Source organism: Myxococcus sp. MISCRS1 (assembly GCF_026626605.1).
Classification (GTDB): Bacteria; Myxococcota; Myxococcia; order Myxococcales; family Myxococcaceae; genus Myxococcus; species Myxococcus fulvus.
The window spans coordinates 5,522,218-5,543,626 of record NZ_JAPNKB010000001.1; the positions used below are offsets into that span (position 1 = coordinate 5,522,218).

8 protein-coding genes are annotated in these 21,409 nt (G+C 72.9%); all 8 read right to left on the reverse strand.

Features of this window, described 5'->3' with window-relative positions:
• Positions 1-276: 276 nt before the first annotated feature.
• Positions 277-2,121 carry a GNAT family N-acetyltransferase gene (locus OWM54_RS21910; protein ID WP_223749368.1) on the reverse strand — a complete coding sequence of 615 codons (1,845 nt, stop codon included), beginning with the start codon at positions 2,119-2,121 and terminating at the stop codon, positions 277-279.
• Positions 2,118-8,648 (reverse strand): HEAT repeat domain-containing protein, encoded by a 6,531-nt coding sequence (locus OWM54_RS21915; protein ID WP_267698726.1) that lies wholly within the window; start codon positions 8,646-8,648, stop codon positions 2,118-2,120. Before OWM54_RS21915 ends, OWM54_RS21910 begins: the two co-directional genes overlap by 4 nt.
• Before the next feature lie 54 nt (positions 8,649-8,702).
• On the reverse strand, positions 8,703-11,432 hold the full coding sequence (locus tag OWM54_RS21920) for a hypothetical protein (protein ID WP_267698727.1): 2,730 nt from the start codon (positions 11,430-11,432) through the stop codon (positions 8,703-8,705).
• Positions 11,433-11,532: 100 nt separating this feature from the next.
• A complete protein-coding gene (locus OWM54_RS21925; protein ID WP_267698728.1) occupies positions 11,533-12,357 on the reverse strand; it encodes a phospholipid scramblase-related protein in 825 nt (274 codons plus the stop codon).
• A 42-nt stretch (positions 12,358-12,399) separates the two neighbouring features.
• Entirely contained in the window at positions 12,400-15,720 is a 3,321-nt protein-coding gene (locus tag OWM54_RS21930; RefSeq protein ID WP_267698729.1) for a carboxypeptidase regulatory-like domain-containing protein, read from the reverse strand.
• 60 nt (positions 15,721-15,780) lie between these two features.
• A complete protein-coding gene (locus tag OWM54_RS21935; protein ID WP_223749521.1) occupies positions 15,781-16,467 on the reverse strand; it encodes a lysophospholipid acyltransferase family protein in 687 nt (228 codons plus the stop codon).
• 110 nt (positions 16,468-16,577) lie between these two features.
• The gene (locus OWM54_RS21940; RefSeq protein WP_267698730.1) at positions 16,578-20,123 is read right to left on the reverse strand and encodes an AAA family ATPase; all 3,546 of its coding nucleotides are present in this window, start codon (positions 20,121-20,123) and stop codon (positions 16,578-16,580) included.
• Positions 20,120-21,373, reverse strand: a complete 1,254-nt coding sequence (locus OWM54_RS21945) for a metallophosphoesterase family protein (RefSeq protein WP_141324701.1) — start codon at positions 21,371-21,373, stop codon at positions 20,120-20,122. The genes OWM54_RS21940 and OWM54_RS21945 overlap by 4 nt, the downstream gene beginning before the upstream one ends.
• Between the last annotated feature and the right edge of the window lie 36 nt (positions 21,374-21,409).

The following is a 21,409-nucleotide window of genomic DNA, read 5'->3' on the forward strand; positions in this document are numbered from 1 at the left end:
ACGGCCGGGGTGGGCAAACGGCGGTCGCGTCGTTGGCTCCGCTGCCCACCCCGGCCGTAGTGCATGGGAGGGAGAGAGCCAAGAACAGGCTACCTTGCGGAGAGTGTCCTGCATTCAAACCGGAGCGGCGCAACGCCGCTCCCGCGCTCGAGGCGCTCAGGCTGATGCACTCCAGACCTCTCTCGGCTGCTCGCGCGTGAAGCGCGCTTCATCGTGTCTTCCGTCGCACCTTCCCTGTCGGCCGCCTTTGAAGGCGACCGAGCCGTGGTTGAGGGTTTACACCAATGACGAGGCCGCGTCGATGTAGCCGTCGGCCGAAAGCTTCTCCAGGCGCGTGAAATACGCGGTGCGCGCCTCCACGTCCGTGTCGAACCAGAGCCGCTGGTGACGCGCTTCGCCGGTGCGAAGGCCCCACTCCACGGCGACCACCTGGCCATCCAGGGAAACGCGGTACACCATCTCCTGTCCGCTCTCCGCGTCGCGGCGCACGTACGAGCGCGTCTCGGCGCGGATGTGCTTGCGGCCCTCGGGGGTCTGCCGGAGCGCCTCCTCCTCGGCGCGGCGGCGCGCGTAGACCAGGCGCAGCGCGAGCTGGTGCTCGCACGGACCCTCGCGCATGCCGGAGCGGCGGAAGTGCGGACACCCGCAGGACGCGTCCTTCACGCGGCCTTCCAAATCCAGCGTGAAGCTGGGGAAGAAGCTGCGCACGGCCTCGCGGTCCACCACCTCGCCGTGGATGCGCGTGCCCTCGCCCACCATGTCATGCACCTTGGTGAGCTTGACCTCGCCGGCACCCGGGCCGCCGTCGCCGAGCAGGCGGTGGGCGCGGGCCTCGCGCTCGCTGCCGAAGCGGATGACGGACTCGTCCACGGGCGTGGCCATCAGCTCGCGCGGACGGTACTTGCCCTGGGCCACGTCGAAGAGGACGCGGCCGCGCAGGCACTCGAGCTGCAACGCGGCGCGCACCTGTTCCTTCGTCGCGCCACCGGCGGCGGCGACCAGGGGCTCGAAGGTCTGCGGGCCGTCGGCGCGCAGCTTCCCGCGCAGCTTCTCGGCCAGACCCTCCGGCACCGCGCGGGGCATGAGCACGTCGAAGGCCGCGGCGGAGGACCAGCCACTCTCCGTCCAGCCGGTGAGGCCCATGGTCAGCGTGGCCTGGCCCATGTCGATGACCCAGAACACCGGCAGGCCCGGACCCATGAGCTGCAGGCGCACCGACTTCGCATGCGGCAACAGGCGCGCGAGCGCGACCAGCCGCTGGCGGCCGAACGTGCGCACCACCGCGGGCGCGGTGCCGGTGTACTTGCCGCCGTGGCACTCGAGCACCAGCTCCCACGGCTCCAGCACCAGTCGGGGCGGAGCGCCGGGGACCAGCTCGAAGCGCAGCGCGCGCGGGGCCTTCTTCGCCTTGCGGGTGCGCAGCGCGAAGAGGAGGTTGTACAGGTCGATGGGCGCCAGCTCGCACGTATTGGCGGGCAGCGTCGCGGCGGACTGCACCTGGAGGAAGCCGCGCAGCCACGCGTGCGGCACCTGCACGTTGCGCGGCTCACGGGCCTGCTTGGCGGGCAGCGCGACGTGGGCCTCCAGCGACACGGGCAGGTAGGTGCGCAGCCGGTCCATGCGCGAGAGCAGGTCCGACGGGACGTCCAGGAAGGTGGAGCCGTGCGCGGCCTCACGGCCCTCGAAGAGGCTGTTGTCCAGGGACAGGCGCGCGTAGGCGCTCTCGTCGCGGGAGAACACCTCCAGCGAGACGCTGTCCGGGTCCACGGTGAGCACCGGGTCCAGCACGGCGTCCTGCTTCTGCTCACCGTCGAGCGCGTTGTCGAGGAAGGCCTTCTGGGCCTCCCAGATCTGCGCGCTCGCCCGCTTCCCCTTCTTCATGAGGTACGCGAGGTACGCGGTGCGGTCCTTGCCCCGGTAGCGCAAGTCGCTCGCGAGGATGCCGAACGTGGCGGTGAGCGCGTCGCGGAACAGGGACGCGTCCTTGAGGCGGCCTCGCACGCCGACGGTGCCGCGCGAGCCCTCCAGGGCCAGGAGCACGCGCGAGGCGTCCGCGTGGGACTCCACGTCGCTCGCGGTGGCGTAGCGAAGCTCGACGGGGTGACGGGTGGCGGTCGTCACGACGGGTTCCCTTCCTTCCGGTGGTTCTTCGCGCGCTCGGCGGCGCGACGTGCACGTTTGTGGGCGCGCCAGGCGGCCTTGCGCAGCTCCACGGACTGAGACTTGTCGAAGGCGGCCGTGTGCAGCAGCTTCGCCGCCTCGTCACGGCCCAGCCGGCCCATGCCGGCCCAGGCTTCCTGCTTCACCTCGGGCTTCGCGCTCTGCGCCAACGCGGCCAGCGGCGCGAGGTTCCCCTGACCCAGCAGCGAAGGCTCGGCCAGGCGACGGCCCTCGGACGTGGCCAGGGCCTCGGCGGGGACCTTCGCGCCCGTGGGCCCCAGGGCCACCGGGTCGAACGGCTTCACCTCCAGCGCCCAGGCCGCGGCCTTCTCGGGGGCCAGTCGCGCCAGTGCATCCGCGGCCGCCGAGCGCACCTGGGCATCCGGGTCCGTCAGCACGCCCTTGAGCACGTCCGCGGAGGCGGCGCGCTCCTTGTCGTTGGACAGCACGGGCGCCGAGGTGTCCTGGCCCTGGAGCTTCAGCGTGGCGCCGGCCGTGCCCAGGCGGGACAGCACGCAAGCCGCCTCCTGACGCACGGTCGCGGGAGCGCCATACTCACCGGCCTTGAGGATGTCGCGCGCGGAGTCGGCGAGCCCCGCCGTGCCCAGCCGCGAGCCGGCCCACAGGAGGCGCTCCCACGCGGAGGCGAGCGCGTTCTTCTTCGGGCCGGGAGGCGTGGCCGCCCAGTCCTTCGCGGTGCGCCGCTCGGAGGTGACCAGCGCGCGGGACAGCGCCGCCAGGTCCACCTGTCCGGAGGAGCGCGCCTCGCCGGTCCACGTGCCAATCAGCAGGGCCGCCTCCTGGCGGGCCTCCGCCTTGTCGTGCTCCAGCAGCGTCACCGTCTCGGGCACCGGCAGCGCGCCGCGCCGCGCGAGTCCCCGACGCAGGCTCAGCCGCAGCTCCTCGTTGGTCAGCGTGGCGAGCCGGGGCACCAGCAGCGCCGGGTCGCCCTCGCGGGACAGGTACGTGACGGCCGGCTCGGAGATGTCCTGGTAGCGGCTGGCCACGGCGAGGAACTCGACGCGGGTGCGCTCCTTCGGGAACAGCTCGTCCAGCGCCTTGCGCGCCTCCTTGCGCAAGAGCTCCGTGGAGTCGTCCAGGAGGGTGGCGAGCGTGGTCTCCGCCTCCACGTCCTTGAGCTTGCCCAGCTCCTGCGCCGCCGTGATTCGCACGAGCAGGTGGGTGTCCGTATCGAGCAGCAGCGCCTCGACCTTCACCCGGGCGCGCTCGCCGCCGATGGCGCGAAGGCCCTTCACGCCCGCCTGCTGGAGCGAATGGTCGGAGCCCTCGACGGCGGCGGCCTCCACCTTCTCCTCGACGCGGCGGCGCTCCTCGCCGTCCGGCAGCCGGCCCGCGAGACGACCCAGGCCCTCCACCGCCGCCCACATCATGCTCGGCTCGGTGGGCGCCTCGGGCGTGCCACCGGCGGCCACCGTCTCCAGCTCGCTCAGCGCCCGCGCGTCACCCAGCGTGCCCAGGGCGAGCAGGGCGCGCTCGCGCTGCCCGTCCTCACCGGCGCGCGAGTACAGCAGCAGGGGGCGCAGCGCGCTCACGCCGCGCAGGTGCGCGACACCCTCGGCGGCGGGCAGCATCAGCTCGCGAGCCCCACCGCGCAGCACGTCCTCGAGCGGGCCCACGGGGGCGGCGTGCTCGATGACGCGCTTGGAGTACAGCGACACGGCCTCGGCGCGCACCGTGACGTCCCGGTCGTTGAAGAGGCTCACCAGGACCTCGGACTGGCCGGCCTCGGCGCCGTGCTCCAGCTGGCGCAGGGCCACCTGCCGCACCGCCACGTCCAGGCTCTTCACCGCCTGCCGCAGGAAGCGCAGCGCCAGCGTCGCGTCGCGCTTCTTCACGTCCGCGCCCGCCACCTGCATCGCCGCGGGGACACACGCGACGCGCACCGCGCTGGTGTCGTCCTCCAGCACGCGGCGAGCGAGCACGTCCAGCGCCTCGGGGCGGCGCGTCTGTCCCAGCGCGTCCACCAGCCGCAGCCGCTCGTGCGGGTCCGTGGACACATTCAGCCGCGCGGCCAGGGCGCTCACGGCGGAGGGCGTGGCCAGTCGGGCGAGCGCCTCCACCGCGCGCCTGGCGACGGCGGGCGTCTCCGAGCGCAGGAACGAGGCGAGCACCTCCACCGCGCGCTCGTCGCCGCGCCACGCGAGCAGCTCGGACGCGCGCAGGCGCAGGTCCTCGTGCTCGCTGGACATGGCCCGACCCAGCGCCTCGGTGACGCGCGAATCGTTGGCGCCGGCCAGCCGCTCAATCACACCCACGCGCAGGTCCGCGTGCTCGCTGCCCAGCGCGGCCAGCAGCGGCTCCAGGCTGCCGGGAGGGCTGAGCTTCTCGAGCAGCTCGAACGCGTAGCGGCGCACGTCCGACAGCGGCGAGTTGAGCGCGGCGGTGATGCGCGGCTTCGCGGCGTCCCCACGCTCGGCCAGCTCGTCCAGCGCGATGCGCGCCACGTCCGGCGACAGCGAGGCCAGGGCCAGCGAGAGCGGCTCGTCGCTGCCCGCGGGGAACAGCTCCTTGAGGCCGGTGAGCGCGGCCTTGCGCACCAGCTGGTGCGGGTCCTCCAGGGCGCGCAGCAGCGCTGCCACGGCGGCGGGCGTGCCCGCGTAGCCCTCCTGGGTGAGCTTCACCACGCGGTCCACGGCGTCGCGACGGACGCGGTGACCCTCGTCGTCACCCGCGGACACCTGACGCAGCAGACCCACGTACGCGCCGAAGGCCAGGCGGCGCAGGTGCTGACGCTCGGCGTTCGTGGCCGCCTCGGGCGAGGAGGTCTCCGGCGTGCCGGGCTTCGTGGCGGAGAACAGCCGGCGCAGCCAGCTCTTCGCGGGCGTGGCCTGCACGGGCGACACGTTGGGCGCCGTCTCCGGCTTCCACGGGGCGTCCAGCGAGCTCGGCCGGGCGACCTTCAAGGCCTCGCGGAAGTAGTCGAGCGGCTTGTTGCGCAGCAGCAGCACCTGGGCTGCCGCGTAGCGCTGCTCGGGCTGGCCGCTGGAGAGGGCCTCGGCAAGCCCGACCATGCGCCTGGCGCGGTCCTCCTCGGAGGGCCAGTCCTTCATGTCGCCGACCTTGTCGGGCTTCGGCGGCAGCAGCCCCTCGACCAGGTTCGCGCGGTACGCGTCCGTCTCCGTGCGCAGCTCCAGCGCGCGGGCCGCGGCGTAGCGCACCTCGGGACGTCCGCTGGACAGCGCGCTGGCGAGCAGGTCGGGCGGCTCACCGCGACGGGTGGCGCGCAGGTCCCGGGCGAGGACGATGGCGAACACCATCTCCTGCACCTCGCGAGCGCGGTCCTCCAATCCGTGCAGCAGGCCGCCGTCGCCCTCGGAGCCCAGGGCCGCGAAGGAGAGGATGGCGCCCAGCCGGATGGGCAGGTGGTCATGGCGCAGGTTGCCGGTGAGCACCGGCAGCGCACGCGCATCACCCAGGCGCGACAGGCCGTCCGCGCCCCACGAGCGCACCGCCACGTTGGCGTGGCTGAGCGCGTCCAGCAGGTAGCCCTCGTCGCCCCGACGGCTGGCGGTGGCGAGGCCGCGCGCGCCCTGCTCCTGCAAATCCCCCAGCTCGCTCGTCAGCAGCGTGGTGGCGAACCAGGACAGGAGCCGGCGCGAGCCCAGCGTCGCGAGCGCGCGTGCGCCGCGGATGCGCAGCGGGATGAGGAACGCGGGCGGGTACTGCCGCTCCAGTTCCTTGTCCATCAGGTTGCGCATCGGCTCGATGATGTCCTCGGCGCCACGGGGCGCGAGCAGCTCGGACGCGCGCACGCGCACCGGCAGCGAGGCGGAGGACAGGCCCGCGAGCAGCGGCCCGTTCTCGCTCGGAATCAGCTTGTCGAGCGCCTCCAGCGCGGCGACGGCGACGTCCAGCTCCTCGTCCTGCACGCGCTTGAGCAGCGGCGAGCGCAGGGGCTCGGCGGGCGCGTGCACGGAGCCCTTCGCGGCCAGCACGCGCAGGGCGGGGTGCGTCGACGCGAGCGCGGCCAGGTGCGGCTCGGGCTTCTCCTTGCCCACCAGCTTCACCCACGCCTCGTACGCGGCGGTGGCGACGCCCACGTCGCGGTCCTCCACCGACTTCTTCAGCCGCTCCTGCGCCCAGCCCTCGGCGCCGCGCTGCGCGAGCACCTCCACCGCGCGGCCACGCAGGTCCGGGAAGCGGCCCGCGAGCGCGCGGTCCAGCGCCTTCTCCGGCACCTTCTCGTTCCACGCCCACAGCGTGCGGAAGGCCTCGCTCCGGACCTTGGCGGACTCGTCCTCCAGCGCGTCACCGAGCAGCGGCTCCGCACCCTGCGCCGTGGCGCCCAGCTTCACCAGCCGGTCCAGGCCGCGCACGCGCACGTCCTCGTGACCGGAGCGCAGGGCCGCCTCGGCGGAGGCCAGCGGCGCCTCCGCGTCCAGCGCCACCACGGCGTCGAGCGAGGCCGCGCGCACGTCCGCGTTCTCGTCGTCCAGCATCCACACCAGTCGCTCGCGGGCGCGAGCGTCCTGGAGCGCCTGGAGGGCGGCGGCGGCCTGACGGCGGATGGCGGGGTCCGGCTCACGGGAGAGCTGCAACAGCGCGCCCAGCGCCCGGGCATCCCCCAGCTGCGCGAGGCCCCGAGCACCCCGGACGGCGGTGTCCGGCGTGCGGCAGGCCATGGCGGCCAGGAGCGGCTCCAGGTCGCTCTCCGTCAGCGAGGCCCCCACGGCGCCCTGCGCGGGCATCGCGTCGCGAGCGGCCTGCACGTCCGCGTCCGTCAGCGCGGCCGTCTGTCCCTGCCGCGAGCGCTGCGCGAGCCGGCGCGCCACGTCCTTGGTGGAGCGCGCGAAGTCCTCGTCGCGGCTCTCCAGCGCGTGCGCCAGGGCGCGGCGCTCCAGCACGCGGATGGTGAAGGCCACCCGGCGCACGTCCGCGTCGGCGTCATCCAGCGCGCGGGCGACCAGCGGCTGCAGCTGGGCGTGACCCAACAGGCCCGCTCCGGCGATGCGCACCAGCACCTCCACGCGCAGGCGCGGCTGGCCCCGCTCGAAGGCGGCGCGCAGGGGCTCGGTGTCGGCGGGCGCGGAGACCTCGGACAGCGCGTCCAGCGCGGCCAGGCCCACGGTGGCGTCCGACTCACCGAGCTTGCTGGCGATGAGCGCGGGGACCAGCGGGGACGCACGGCCTAGCTTCGCCAGGCGCTTGAGGCCCGCCACGCGCATGTCCACGAAGCGCGACTCCAGCGCGGCGCGGGGCGCCGCCAGCGGCGACTCCGTCTCCAGCGCGTCCAGGGCCTTGAGGGCCTCCTCGCGCACCTGGGGATGGTCGTCGTCCAGGCTCTCGCGCAGCTTCGGACGGGCGGCGACGCGGCCCTTCTCGCCCAGCTCGCGGGCGGCGAGCCGGCGCACCTCCGCCTCCTTGTCCGTGGAGAGCACCTGGAGCACGAAGTCGAGCGCCTCCGTCTCCTCCAGCGCCACGGCCTCGCGCACGGCGGCCTCGCGCTTGGGGCGCCCCGCCTTCAGCGACTCCGTCAGCACGTCGAGCCCGTGCCGCGACACGGCCTGCCCGTTGGCCGGCTTGCCGTCCGTCTCGATGCCGAAGCGGAAGACGCGCCGGTCCTCGCCCGCCGTGAAGACGGCGCCCAGCGAGGTGCGCGCCTCGCGCGGATTCGCGGGCGCCACGAACACCAGCGCGTTCACCGGCTTGCTGCCGCAGTCCAGCGTGCGCGGCTTGCGGCGCTCATCCAGCCGCCACACCTTCACCTTGCCGTCGCTGCCCGCGGACCAGACGCGGTCTCCGGGCTCCTCGTCGTCCTGCGCGGCGGGCGTGGGCGGGAACACCAGCGCGAGCACCGCTCCGGCGTGACCGGAGTCCTTGTCGCCGCGCACCTCGAACTCCACCGCGCCCACCAGGTACCAGAAGCGCACCTTGCCGTCGTCGCCACCGGAGGCGAGCCGGCCGTCGCGCGGCGTGAAGGCCAGCGCGCGCACCGCGCCCTCGTGGCCCGCCATGTCCCGGCGCTCACCGGTGGCCTGGGTGAACGAGCGCACCACGCCGTCATCACCGCCGCACGCGACGAACGTCCCGGACGGGTCCACCGCCACCGCGCGCAGGGGCTGCGGCGACGCCTTCCACTCGTGCACCTTGCGCGCGCCGTCCCACTCCCACCCGCGCACCACGCCGTCCGCGCCCGCGCTGAACAGCACCTTGCCGTCGGGGCTGGAGGCCAGCGCGGTGACGCCGCCCGGGTGCGCGTCGGTGAGGCGCGTCTGCACCTGCCCGTCGGAGGCGGTGCCCAGGCACAGGGTGCCGTCGGACAGGGCCGCGGCGAAGCGCTCGCCCGACAGGGCCAGGGCGCTCACGGCGGAGGGAAGCTCACTGCTCCACAGCACCTTGTTGGAGGCCAGCTCGTACGCGGTGAGGCGGCTGGGCGCGGACGCGCGGGCGCCGCCGAGCAGCAGCACGCGGGGGTTCGCCGCGAGCGCGCGGAGCTTTTCGATGTTGCCGATGGCGAGAACGGACATGAAGTTCTTTCCGGGGCGCCCGTCGGGCACCCGTGACGCTGGGAATGCCGACGCTCAGAAGCCCCCGAGCTGCGCGCTCGGATGCGCGGTGCGCAACTGGACCAGGGACGCCAGGCAGCTCTGCCACTCACCCTTCGCCATGGAGCCGGTGAACTCCCCGAGCACCGGCGCGATGACCCGGGCGAAGCTCTCGTCCTCCAGGCCCAGATCCCGCACCAGCTCGATGACCCGGCGCTTGGCGACGCTGGCCGACAGGCGCTTCTGCACCTCGCCCTCGCGCGCCTCCTTGGCGCGGCCCGGGGGCAGGCCGAAGAGCATCTTGCGCAGGAACTCGCGCAGGGCCGGCACGTCCGCGAACGGCGCGCCGCCCCCCGTGGCGGGGGCCTCCTTCGCGCCCGCGGGCTTCCACCCCTCCGGCAGGTGCGTGGGGCGGTGCTTCTCCCAGAGCAGGCGCACCGCGAACAGGCCCACCTCGCGGTCCGCGCTCTGCATCAGCCACGTCAGCCGCTCGGCTCCGCCCAGCCTGGCGTAGTGCCGGCGGATGAGCTCCACCGCCACCTCGCGCGTGCTGCGCTTGGTGCTCTCCGTGAGGGAGAAGACCTTCACCGGGTCCAGCTCCTCGGGGTGCAGCACGTAGCGGGCGTCCGCGCCCTCCTCACCCGCGCGCAGGAGCGCGTCGTAGGCCAGGTTGCGGATCTCCTTCGCCTCGGCGTCCGCCAGCTCGTACACCCGCGTGTGCCAGCCCCACGCGCGCAGCTCCGCGCGGGTGACCGCGAGCGCGAAGCGGCGCACGTCGTCGCGCGCGTCGAACAGCGCGGGCCACAGCTTCTCCGGCGTGTACGCCTTGCGAGGCGCCTTCGGCTTGATTTCGTAGGACTTCGACTCCGGCTGCTCCGGCCCGATGAGGGGGTGGTGGCAGCGCAGGTACGTCTGGGCGAACGCGCGCACAGGCACCGGCTGCTTGGCCCCCAGCGCCAGCTCGAACAGGCGCTCCAGGCCCGCCGCCGCGTCCCCCGTGTCGCTGAAGTCCGCGGGCACCACGTACTCGAGCAGGTAGCGGTGCGCGAAGTCGTGCAGCGTCGGGTCCGCGCGCCGCGCCAGCGCCAGCAGCCAGGGCACCGTGAGCTGCCGCGCGGTGAACAGCTTGCGGTTGCCCAGGAGCGCCAGCGCCACGTGCCGGTGCTTCGCGCTGAAGACCAGGCCCTTCACCTTCTCCACGTCCAGCCCCGGCAGGCTGTCCGCGCGCTGCAGCCAAGTGGCCACCTGCGAGCCGATGCGCGGGTGCGCCGCCTTGTCCAGGAGCCACTCCGGACCGATGGCCGCCGGCGCGTACGACGACAGCGCCTTCACCACCAGCCCCTCCACCGGGTACGGCTTCTTCGTCAGCCGCGGGTCCTCCAACAGCTCCTTCCAGAACGCCACCGGCATCTCCCCGGCCGCGTACTTGGACTGCACGTACCCCTTGGCCCAGTTGAGCTGCTCGGACGTGCCCAGGTACATGTCCCGCAGGAAGCCCGACGTCAGCTCCGCCCGGTCGAACGACTGCTCCAGCGACTTCGCCGCGAACGCCGCCGTGGCCTTGTAGGGCAACAGCCGCCCCAGCAGCCCCATCCCCAGCTCGCGCGGGTTGCGCTTCTCCAGCAAGGCGACCGCGAAGGCCTTCGCGTCGTCATCGCCCTGGGCCACCAGCTCCACCAGCCGCTCGGTGGACAGGTCCTGCGCGTGCGCCCGGGCGTACTCGATGGCGTAGGTGCGCGCCTTGTCGCTGGAGGACATCAGCAGCGCGAGGACCGCGTCATGCAGGCCCAGCTCGCGCAGCTTGCTCTGGTGGAACTCGGGGGAGCCCTGCAGCGTCTCCACCAGGAAGTCGTGGGCGCTGGCCAGCGGGCGGCGCGCCAGCCGGTCCAGCCACGCGGGCGTCACCTTGCGCAGGCTCTCCGGGAAGTCCTTGCGCAGGCCCTGGATGGCGAAGCGCGCGGCGGGGTCCGACATGCACGTGTCGAGCAGCCGCATCAGCGCGTCCGGCGAGCGCTTCCACGCCTCCGTGAAGGCGCGGTGCTTCACCATGTCGCCCGGCGGCTGGATGCCGAAGGAGCCGCCCGTGTATTTGCCGGTGCCGTGCGCCCAGATGTGGTGGGCCACCCAGACCGAGTACCAGGACGTGTCCTCCTGGTAGTGGCGCAGCACCTCCACGGCGAACTGCGGGTACAGCTCCGGGACGGCGGCGCCCAGGTGACGCAGGTAGCGCCACGCGCGGCGGCGCAGGTACTGGAGCGTCCCGCCGGAGACCTCGTGCTTGTAGGACTGCCGGCGCTCCACGTCGAAGCGCCACGCGAGCACGCCGAACAGCTCCGCGTCGTGGTCGGCCTCGGCCAGCTTGTAGATGCGCTTGAGCCCGCCCCACAGGCCGAACTTCAGGTCCGCGGTGGCCGCCAGCTTGAGCAGCACCGCCCGCGACGCGTGGGTGTTCTTGCGGTACAGCGACACCAGCAGGTCCGCCAGCGCCAGCCGCGCGGGCTGGGGCACGTCCTTCTGGGCCAGGAAGCGCTGCCACGCGTCCGCGGAGGCCTCACGCCGTGAGTCGCTGTCGTAGCGGGCCTGCGCCTGGGCGAGCGAGCGCAGCAGCTTCTCGAAGGTGAAGGCGTCCTTCGGCGGGGCCTTGCCTTCCTCCGGCTCCGGCTCCTCCTGCTCCAGGAGGGCAAGCACGGCATCGGCCAGGTCCGGTGACTCCGCCTGGGCCAACCGCTCGAGGTCTGCTGCGTTCAGCGCGTCGCTCGTCGACATGGGCCAGGGGACTTAGCACAGGCCGCCACTGCTGGCAGTGTGTGCACGCCCGCGTCCGGGTCTTCTCGCTTTCGGATGTTCCGCGAGTCGAAGGAAGCCCTCAATCCACGATGTCCACGCCGGTGCCGAACAGCGAGCGATTCTTGCGGTTGTCGAAGTAGGTCAGGTCCACCAGCAGCGCGGCGGCCAGCACCAGTTGACGCAGCCGGCCGTCGGCGCACGAGGGCTGGAACTCCAGGCTGAAGTTGTCCGCGTCGCTGAAGGTCTCCTGCAGCAGGCCGCTCCACTTCTTGCGGATGACGGCCACCTGCTCGCCGCGCTGGAGGATGCGGAACGTCCACGGCTTCCAGAAGGGTCCCTCCACCGTGGCCAGCACCGCGCCGGTGGGCGACACGATGTCGAAGCCCCGGCCGAACAAGCGGAAGCGCTGGACGATGTCCCCCATGGGGCGGCCGTCCCACGCCGTCACCTCCGCGCGGGCGAAGAAGAGGTGCCAGGGCAGCTCCACCGCCATCGCCAGCGTGCCGCCCACCGTCATGCACTCCAGCCGGGCGCGGTAGAAGGGCCAGAAGTTCCGCGCCAGCCGCGACATCCAGCCCTCGCCCGTCTCGCCCACGTACACGGTGCCCCGGCCATCCTCGCCACAGACCTCGTACTTGTTCTTCCCCTCCCAGCCGATGAGGATCTCCAGCGTCTCGCGGAACTGGCGCATGCGCAGCGTGGCCGACGTCAGCACGGCCTCCAGCGACAGCCGCAGCTCCAGGCTCATGTAGCGCGGGTCTCCCGGAGCCCCCTTGCCCGCGAGCGCCTGCGCGGGCTCCTCGGGAGGGGTGGACGGCGCGTCCCGGGGCTCGGAGCGTGCCTTTCGCGCGCCCCAGTCCAGCTCCAGCTCCGAGTCGGTGCCCCACCCTGGCTTGTCACCCATGGAAGCAGGGCTTAAGCGGCATCCCGCGCGGACGCAAACGCCTCACTCGGACTCCGAATCCTCCGCCACCTCGATGGGCTCCAGGGGGTGCCAGGTGGGCTGGACGTCGAGCGTGACGGCGCCGCTCGCGGGCAGGTCCACCTCGCCCCGATGCACCTGCTCCCGGCGCGTGTCGAAGTTCAGGCTGCTGAAGAAGAACGTGTAGTGCCCGGCGGGCAGCTCCTCGAACGTGGTGTCGGTGTGGGGCCAGGACTGGACCGCCAGCCTCCGGCCCAACTGCTCCAGCTCCAGCAGGGACTTGGGCAACGGCACGTCGCCGGGGAACAGGTAGGTGTTCAGGATGGCCACGCGCTCGGTCATCATCATCGTCCCCCGCGCGGGGAGGTTGAGCTTCAGCGTCGTCGTGCCCGCCATCTCCTGGAAGTGGAGCACCTTGCGCTCGCTCGGGCCCAGGCGCACGCGCTGGGGGAGGAAGCGCACGGAGTCGCCCTGGAAGCTCATGTCCTCCCCGGGCGCGACGGCGTACTCGCCGGGCGGCAGGCCCGAGACGCGGAACGTCCCGTTGCCCCGGTCCACGTCCAGGGCGTCCTCGGGGGAGAGCAGGTTCACCACCTGGACGTGGGTGTCCACGGGGCGGCCCTCGCGGTCCTTCACGGTGCCCTCCAGGCGCGCGCCGGAGGACATGCGCAGCTCCAGCGGCGCGCTGCTGTCGCCCACCTGCTCGCTGAGCGGCAGGTAGTCCGGATGGGTGAGCGTCAACACGAGCGGCCCGGGCTCGAGGGGTGGGAGCTCGAAGGAGCCATCCGCGCGGGTGATGGCCGACGCGAGCGAGGGCCGCTCCTCGTCCAGGTCCTCCGAATCCTCGTCCCGGCGCGCCCCGGCGCCAGGCGACTTCACGTCCACCTCCACGCCCACCACCGGCGCGGAGGTCCGCGCGTCCAGCACGCGGCCGCGCAGCCGACGTCCGGCCTTGAGCACCACGTCGCCCAGGTCCAGGTCCTGGCCCCGGGGGACCTCCACCTGGCGCACCACGCGCGTGAGCCCCGGGGCATCGAGGGTCAGCCAGGTGGTGCCCGGCTGCTCCAGGGACACCTGGAAGGCGCCGTTGGCGTCACGGTAGGGCACGTCGTCGATGTTGAAGCGGGTGACGGGTGTGCCGTCCTCTCGCACCAGGCGCCCGCGGACTCCGCCCACGTAGCGCACCACCAGCCTCAGGTCCGTCACGCCCGCCTGCGCCTGCACGCCCGAGATGCGCCGGGGGTCGTCGACGTCTGTCGCCTCGTCCGCGCCGCGCAGCGTGTAGCCCGCCATCGTCAGGTCCACGCGGTAGCGCCCCGGCGACAGGTGCTCGAGCGTGAAGCGCCCGTGCTCGTTGGACTGGGCCTGCGCGGGAGGGGGCAGGGGCGCGTGGTGTCCGAACCGTCGCCGGCCCGAGTCAGGCTCGGTCAGCGGATAGGCGAAGACGCTCGCGCCGGGCTGGGGCGTGCCGGCCTCGTTCACGACGAGCCCGGAGATGGACAGGCCTCCGTCCATCCGCACCGTCACCGTCTTCGTCTCGGTGGCCGTCAGCGTCACGTCGACGGTGGCCTCCCCCACGCCGCTGTGCTCGAGCGAGGCGCGCAGGACGAACCGGCCCGCTGGCGCGCCCTCCAGTCGGAAGGCGCCCTGCGCGTCGCTGCGCACCCAGATGGGCACGGGCTCCTCCTGGCCCGCGGGCGTCAGCGTGATGGCCACGTTCGGAATCGGGGTGTCCTTCAGGTCCACCACGGCGCCCACCACGCGCGCGCCCGGCTGCATCACGACGCGGACGTCCTGGGCGGGCGCCTCCACTTCCAGGGTGGTCGCGAGGAACCCCTGCGCATCGGGCGTGAGCCGGTGGAGGCCGGGCGAGGGGAGGTTGAGCACGAAGCGCCCCGCGTCATCCGTCAGCGCGTCGATGACCGGCCCATCCGCGAAGGGCGCGTCCGGGTCTCCATGCTCCAGGTCATGGGGCTTGCCGTCGCGTCGGCCCTTGGGCTGACGCAGCCACTTCATGGCGGAGAGGGTGATGTCCGGCAGCGGTGTGCCCGCCGGGTCGACCACGATGCCCTCGATGACGAAGGCCCGCTCCATCGTGAGCTCCACGGGGGGCGTGCGATGCGTGACCTCCACCTCGGTGGTCTCGGTGGGAAGGAAGCCCTTGGCCGACACCGTGAAGTGGTGGGTGCCCAGCGTCGCCTCTTCCAGCTCGAAGCGCCCGTCGGCTCCCGTGACGGCTTCCGTGTCGGTGTAGACGGTGCCGCGTGAGTTGGCGAGCACCGTGGCGCCCTCGATGGGCTGGCCCGCGGTGTCGCGCACCACGCCCGTCACCCGCACGAGCGTGCCCAGGCGCACCGTCACCTCCGCCTCGGTCTGCTCCTCGTCGAGGGTCGTCTCCGCCTGGCCCTGGTGTTGTCCGTGACGGGCCTTCAGCACGTAGTCGCCCGGAGGCAATCCCTCCAGCACGAAGCGCCCGCGCGCGTCTGTCTCGGCGGTGACGCGGGTGTCGACGACCTCCACCTGGACGTTGGCGACGGGCTGCTCGTCGAGGAGCACCTGGCCCACGATGTTGCGGGGCCGGTGGAGCACGATGTCCTCCGCCTCCAGCTCATCGGGCGAAGTCGCCCGCATGCACGGGCCGACCCGCTGGTCGTCGTCCACCTGGAGTCCGTAGGTGCTCGCGGGCAGCGGGCCCAGCGTGAAGCGGCCGTCGCCGTTGCTGGTCGTCTGGAAGAAGCGCGAGTGTGCGGTGTGGAAGAGCGTCAGCTTCGAGCCCGCCACGGGGCGCAGGGCCTCGTCCACGACGCGGCCGGCGAAGACGACGCTCGGCTCGAGCACCAACTCCACGTCCTCCGTCCCTGTAGTCACCTCCGTCGCCAACGCGGCGCCCTCCGCGCCCACGGCCCACAGCGCGACGGTGCCCTCGGGAAGGTTCCGCACCTCGAAGGCGCCCTCCGCGTCCGTGGTGACGCGCGCCACCACGGGCGTGTCGCCGCGGCCCGCCTGGATGAGGTCGCGCAGGGTGGCGAGCATGCCCGGGTCCTCGCACTCCGCCGCGGAGAGCGGGGTGTCGACGTCGGTTCCACAGGGGCGCAGCGAGAGCGACTCGCCGGGGAGGGCGCGCGAGACGGAGAGCTCCACGCCTGGGGCGGGGCTCTTGTCGGCGGCGAGCACGCGGCCGCGCAGGTTCAGCGTCCCGTGCACCTGGGCCAGCGGCGCGCTGAAGGAGGGGGTGATGGAGGCCGGCGAGGTGGCGGGCTCGGGGGGCGACTCCTGGACGAGGACGAAGGCCGCGCCCAGGGCGAGCACCGCGAGCGTGAGCGCCAGCACCAAGGGCCTTCGCATGGTTCCCTCCCCGTCGGAGGCCCACGGTAGCAGGGCTTCCGGCAGGAAGTCGCCAGGGGCTCAGGCGCGGGTGGAGAGCGCTTCCAGGCGGGCCTTCTCGGCGACGATGAGGTCGCGGACGTGGTCACGCAGCGCGGCGACGTCCTGGAAGCCCGAGGGGTCCACCGGAGGCATCACCTGCACGTGGCAGTGCGCGGAGGTCTCCAGCACCAGGCCGTGCTTGGGCAGGGTGCGCGCGGTGCCGGTGAGGACGATGGGGATGATGGGGCACTGCGTCTTGAGGGCGAGCGCGAAGGCGCCGTCCTTGAAGGGCTTGAGCTGGCCGTCCTCGGAGCGCGTGCCCTCGGGGAACATGAGGATGGGGACGCCGCGCGCGAGCCACGCCTCGGACTGGGCCAGCATCTTCAGGATGCTCGCCTTGTCGCCACGCACCAGCGGCACGTAGCGGTTGAGGTGCATGTTCCAGCCAATGAGGGGCAGCTTGAAGTTGGCGGCCTTGGAGACCCACTTGAAGGGGCGGTACAGGCCGAAGAGCACCAGGATGTCGCCGAGCGACTCGTGGTTGGACACGAGCACCGCGGCGCCCTTCCACGGCAGGTGCTCGCGGCCGTCCACCTTCAGGTGCCACAGCGGATTCACGTAGAAGTAGAGCTGCGCCCAGAAGCACGAATACAGGTGCAGCACGAGCCCGTTCCGGTCGAAGGGCGTGGTGAGCGCCCACACCACGACGGCCCCGAGGAAGAGCAACAGGCTGGAGATTCCGAGGAACGTCCAGAAGACGATGGAGAACAGGAGTCGAATGGCGCGCAGTGTGCCACAGGCTCGCGAGGGGGAAAGCAGGGAGTTGGGCGCACCCGTCACCCCGCTCTGCGCGCGGTGGAGGCGTCGTGGGCGTCGAGCACGAGCAGGCGCGCGCCCTCGGCCTCGAACAGGGTGCGCAGCCAGGGGTGGCAGGTGAAGGCAATGACCTGTTGTTGCTCGGCGAGCCGGGCGAGCAGGTGGATGGCGCCTCGGGCCCGCGTGGGGTCGAAGTTCACCAGGATGTCATCCACGATGAGCGGCAGCGCCCCCCGGGTCTCCCCGAAGTCGCGGACCACGGCGAGCCGGAAGGCGAGGTAGAGCTGCTCACGGGTGCCGCGCGAGAGCTGGGCGGCGGACCAGTCGCGCTGACCGTCGCTGACGCGCAGCTCGCGCTCGTCACCGGCGGGGATGAACACGCGGCGGTAGCGGCCCTCGGTGAGCAGGGCGAAGTGCTCGGAGGCGAGCTGTACGACGCGGGGCTGCTGCTCCTCCTCGAAGCGATGGCGGGCGCGGTTGAGCAGGGCGAGGGCCAGCTTGTCCTCGGCGTAGCGGGTGGCGAGCTCGGCGACCTTGGCGCGGAGGGTCTCCTCCTGGATGCGCAGGCGTGAGAGCAGGTCGTCGTTCTCCCACTGGTTGAGCTGGTTCTGCGTGGCGCCCTGCTCGGTGAGGACGTCCTTGAGCTTCGACTGTGCCTCCGAGTGACGCGAGCGCACCTGTTCCAGCGTGACGCGCAGCCCGTCCGCGCCGCCGAGGGAGCGGAGGGCCTCGCGGACCTGCGCGTCGGAGAGCCCGGTGCGCGCCTCGATGCGCTGGGCCAGCTCGCGGGTCTGCCGGACGAGCCCGGCGTGGCGGCGGGCCTGCACGGCCCGACGACGGAAGGTCTCCTCGTCACCACCGCCACCTTCGTGGAGCAGGGCGGCGAGGGCTGCGTCCTCGGCCTGACGGAGCGTATCGAGGCGCGCCTTCTCCTCGCGCAGCTCGCGACGACGCTCGTCCACGGCGCGCCGCTCGGTCTCGCGTTCACGGTCCGCGTCGAGGGCCGAGTTCACGCTCGCGACGAGTGCCTCCGTGGTCCTGGAGGAGAGGAGGTCCTCGTCGTGGAACGAAGCACCGTCGAGCGTCGGAGGGATGCGAGCCGCGCGGAGGCCCGTCGTGCTGGACGCCGTGAGGGTCACGGGCGACGAGGCCTCGGTCGACGCATCGCGGTTCGGCGAGCCCGAAGCGTTTCGCAAGGACGTGTGTGAGTCCGCCGTCCTGGTGAAGTGAAGGGCGCCTTCGTGGGTCGGAGTTCCGTCTGGCGACGCCGGACCCGTCAGCGCGTGGGTGCGCTCCGTGCCGCTCGCGGCGAGTGCCACGGGCGTATTCAGGGACAAGGACCCGGTCGGCGCCTCGAGGCCCGACGAGACGGACCCCGCCTGGGTGCGCCCGGACGCGTTCGTGAACAGTCCCCTCGTCAGCTCATGGAGCCGCGTCACCACCGCCGCGCAGGTGTCCTCATCCGCGTTGACGGCGGCCTCCTCGGCGCTCACGTCCTGCCAGCGCTGTCGGAGCGCGGAGGCCTCCCGCCACAGCGTCAGCGCCGCGGGCGCGGGCAATCCCGAGGGGAACTTCCGTGACGCCAGGCACACCGCGAGCTCGGCGTTCAGCGTCGCGAGCCGCCCCTCATGTCCACGCAGTGTCTCGCCCGCCTGTCGCTCATCACGTGAGGCCACATCCTGGCTGGCACGCAGCACGTCCCGCTCGCGCAGCAGCACCTCGCGCCGTCCCGCCTTCTCCAGCAGATCCGCCAGCATGCCCTCGCGCACGGTGATGTCCGCGAGCGTCGCCAGCGGCGCGAGCCCCGCTTCCATCGACGCCGTGAGCAGCTCCCGATGCAGCACCTCCTCGCGAGCCGCCAGTCCCGCGAGCGTCGCGCGGAGCCGCTCCTCCGTCTGCTGTCGCTCCCGCAGCCGCGCCGCCTGCGCCGCGCGCTCCACATCGCGAGCCGACTCCACGCGCCGCCGAGCCAGCTCCACCAATCCCGTGAGCAGCAGCCCACCCGCGAGGCACATCGCCCCCGCCGCCGTGCCACCCATCAACCACGCGCCCACGGCCAGCGCCACCACGATGGCCGCGGCCGTCGGCACCCACCACACCGGAATCACCGCGACGTTCGGCGCCCCAGGCCCCACGCCGGAATTGCGTGAGCCCTCGAGTTGTCTGCGGGTCTCCTCCTTCTTCTCCCCGAGCCGCTCCAGCTCACCGCGCACATCGCGCATCCGACGCGAGCCCGCCTGCTGTTGCCGCACATGCGAGGGCCGCACATCCGGCAGCTCCGCGAGCTCCGACTCCAACCGCGCGAGCACCCCATCCAACCGCTCCCGCTCGGAGCGAGCCCGCCCCCAGGCGGCGAACGACTCCCGCCGTCCCGTCTCCTCCGCCTCCAGTCGCGTCGACAGCGACTCCAGCCCCGCGCGAGCCCCCGCGCTCAAGTCGAGCCCCATCAACCCCACGCCATCGACGCCGAGCCCCAGCTCCTCCAGCGACATCTCCACCTGACGCCGCTTCACCCGCAGCGCCGCACGCCGGGCCGGCAGCGCGCGAATCCGCTCCGAGTGCTCCGCATACGAAGCCAGCGCCGAGCGCAGCGCCTCCTCCCGTCCATGCACCGGCGAAGGCGTGGACAGCCGCGTCAACTCCGCCTCGGTGGACGACAGCTTCTCCGCGAGCCGGGCCACCTCACCGCGATAGCTGCGACTGCGCTGGAGCGCATCCTCCAGCCGCGCCTCGCCACCCTCGGGGAAGGTCTCCAGGGACGGCAGGCCCTCCAGCTCCGCCCGGGCCTCCGCCAGCGCCGTGACTTCACTCAGCGCCGAGGACAGGCGCTCCAGCCGCTCCAGCTCACGCCCGTCCTCCAGGACCCGAGTCTCCAGCCCGAGCAGCTCCCCGCCCAGCGCCTCCAATCGCTCGCGCTTCGCGAAGTAGAGCGCGGGCCGGTTCCCCTGCTCGCGAAGCTGCTCCTGGACCTCCTCCAGCTCACGGAGCTTCACGTTCAGCTCGGGGTTCGTCCCGCTCGGCTTGTAGAGCCGCTCGGCGCTCTTGCTCAGCGCGGACATCGCCTCCGGCAGTCGCCGGGCCCCGCGCATGCTCGCGGCCACCAGCGCATCGGAGGCACCCCGAGCCTCCGTGAGCTGCTCGAAGCCCGCGAGCTCCTCCAGCCGGAAGGCGAAGACATCGAAGTACAGCTCCCGCGTGACATGTCCCCGCGCGTCCTTCAGGCGCTCCTCGGACACCGGCTCGCCATCGGCCCCGAGCACCGTCAGGCTCTCGGCCTTCCGTCCGCGAGGCGTCGCCATGCGCCGCACCGTCAACGGCCCCGTCGCCGTGAGGAGCCGCAGTTCACCGCCGAAGGGCGTGTCCTCCTCCGAGGGCGCATACCGCTCCGGATGCCCGCGCTTCTCGAAGCCGAACAGCATGGCGCGAAGGAAGGCGAGCAGCGTGCTCTTGCCGGCCTCGTTGGGCCCGTACATCAGGTGCAGCCCGGGGCCCAGCTCCAGCGACAGCTCGGAGAAGTGCCCGAAGCGTCGCACCCGCAGCGAGTCGATGCGCAAGCCTGGCTTCATGCCCCGTCCTCCTCGTGCAGCGCCTCGACGCCCAGCAGGCTCGCGCGGGACACCCACTCCTTGCGAGGCGTCTCCAGCACCTCCACGCCCAGGCGCTTCAGCTTCTGTCCCAGGCTGCCGAGCGCCTCCTCCTCCCACAGGCGCGTCAACGCCCCCGGGTCCTCCTCCAGCGCGCGAGCCTCCTCCAACAGCGTCCGAGCGAAGCCGCCCTCCGCCGTGAGCGCATCCCAGTCCAGCTCGGGACGGCTCGAATCCCGCAGCGACTCCAGCAGCACCGGGGGATGGCCCGCCGCCAGCTTCGCGCGAAGCCCCTCCTCCAACTGCGAGAGCGCCCCCGGGCGAGCCAGCTCCCGGTGCAGCGGCCCGCGTCCCGTGAGCACCACGCGCACCGCGTGCCCGTCCAGCTCCTGGGCACAGGCCGCGTCCACGGCCTCGCTCAGCGTGCCCATCAACCCATCCAGCGTGGCCACGCCCGTGAGCGGCACCTCCACCCGATGCCAGCGCACCGTGTCCACGGGCACGAAGCGCCGCCGCGTCCCGCCGTCCTCCACCTCCACCAGCACGCAGCCGCGCTCACCGGTCTCCAGCACGTGCCGGCCCTGCGGATTGCCCGGGTACACCGCGAGCCCGCCGCCGGGGAGCGTCAGCTCGCCGCGCGTGTGCACGTGTCCCAGCGCCCAGTAGTCCAGCCCGCGCGAGCCCAGCCCCGCGGGAGTGCAGGGGGCGTAGTTCGCATGGCCCTCGGCGCCGCCCAGGTTCGCGTGCAGCAGGCCCACGCTGAAGCCCTCGCCGGTGCGACGGAAGCGCGAGGACAAATCATCACGCACCTCCACGTCGGGATACGAGACACCCTGCACGCGGCACAGCCGGCGGCCCTCGCGCCGCACCTCCGCCTCCTCCCAGTCCGGGCCGAAGACCTTCACCGAGGACGGCAGCCCGAGCGTCCCCGTGTCGCCGCTGAGCGGATCATGATTCCCGTGGACGATGAACGCCTCGATGCCCGCGACGTGCAGCCGCTCCAGCTCCCGGCGCAGGACGAGCCGCGCGCGCACGGAGCGGTCCTTCACCTCGAACAAGTCTCCGGCGAGCAGGAGGAAGGTGACGCGCTCGCGCAGGCACAAGTCGACGATGCGCGCCAGGGCGCGGAAGGTTGACTCCTGGAACCGGGTCAGCAGCGGGCCGTGGGCGGCGATGCCGCGGAAGGGAGTGTCCAGGTGCAGGTCTGCGGCGTGGACGAACTTGAAGTGCATGGCGGGCCCCGCACCGTACCTGAAGCACGGCGCGGC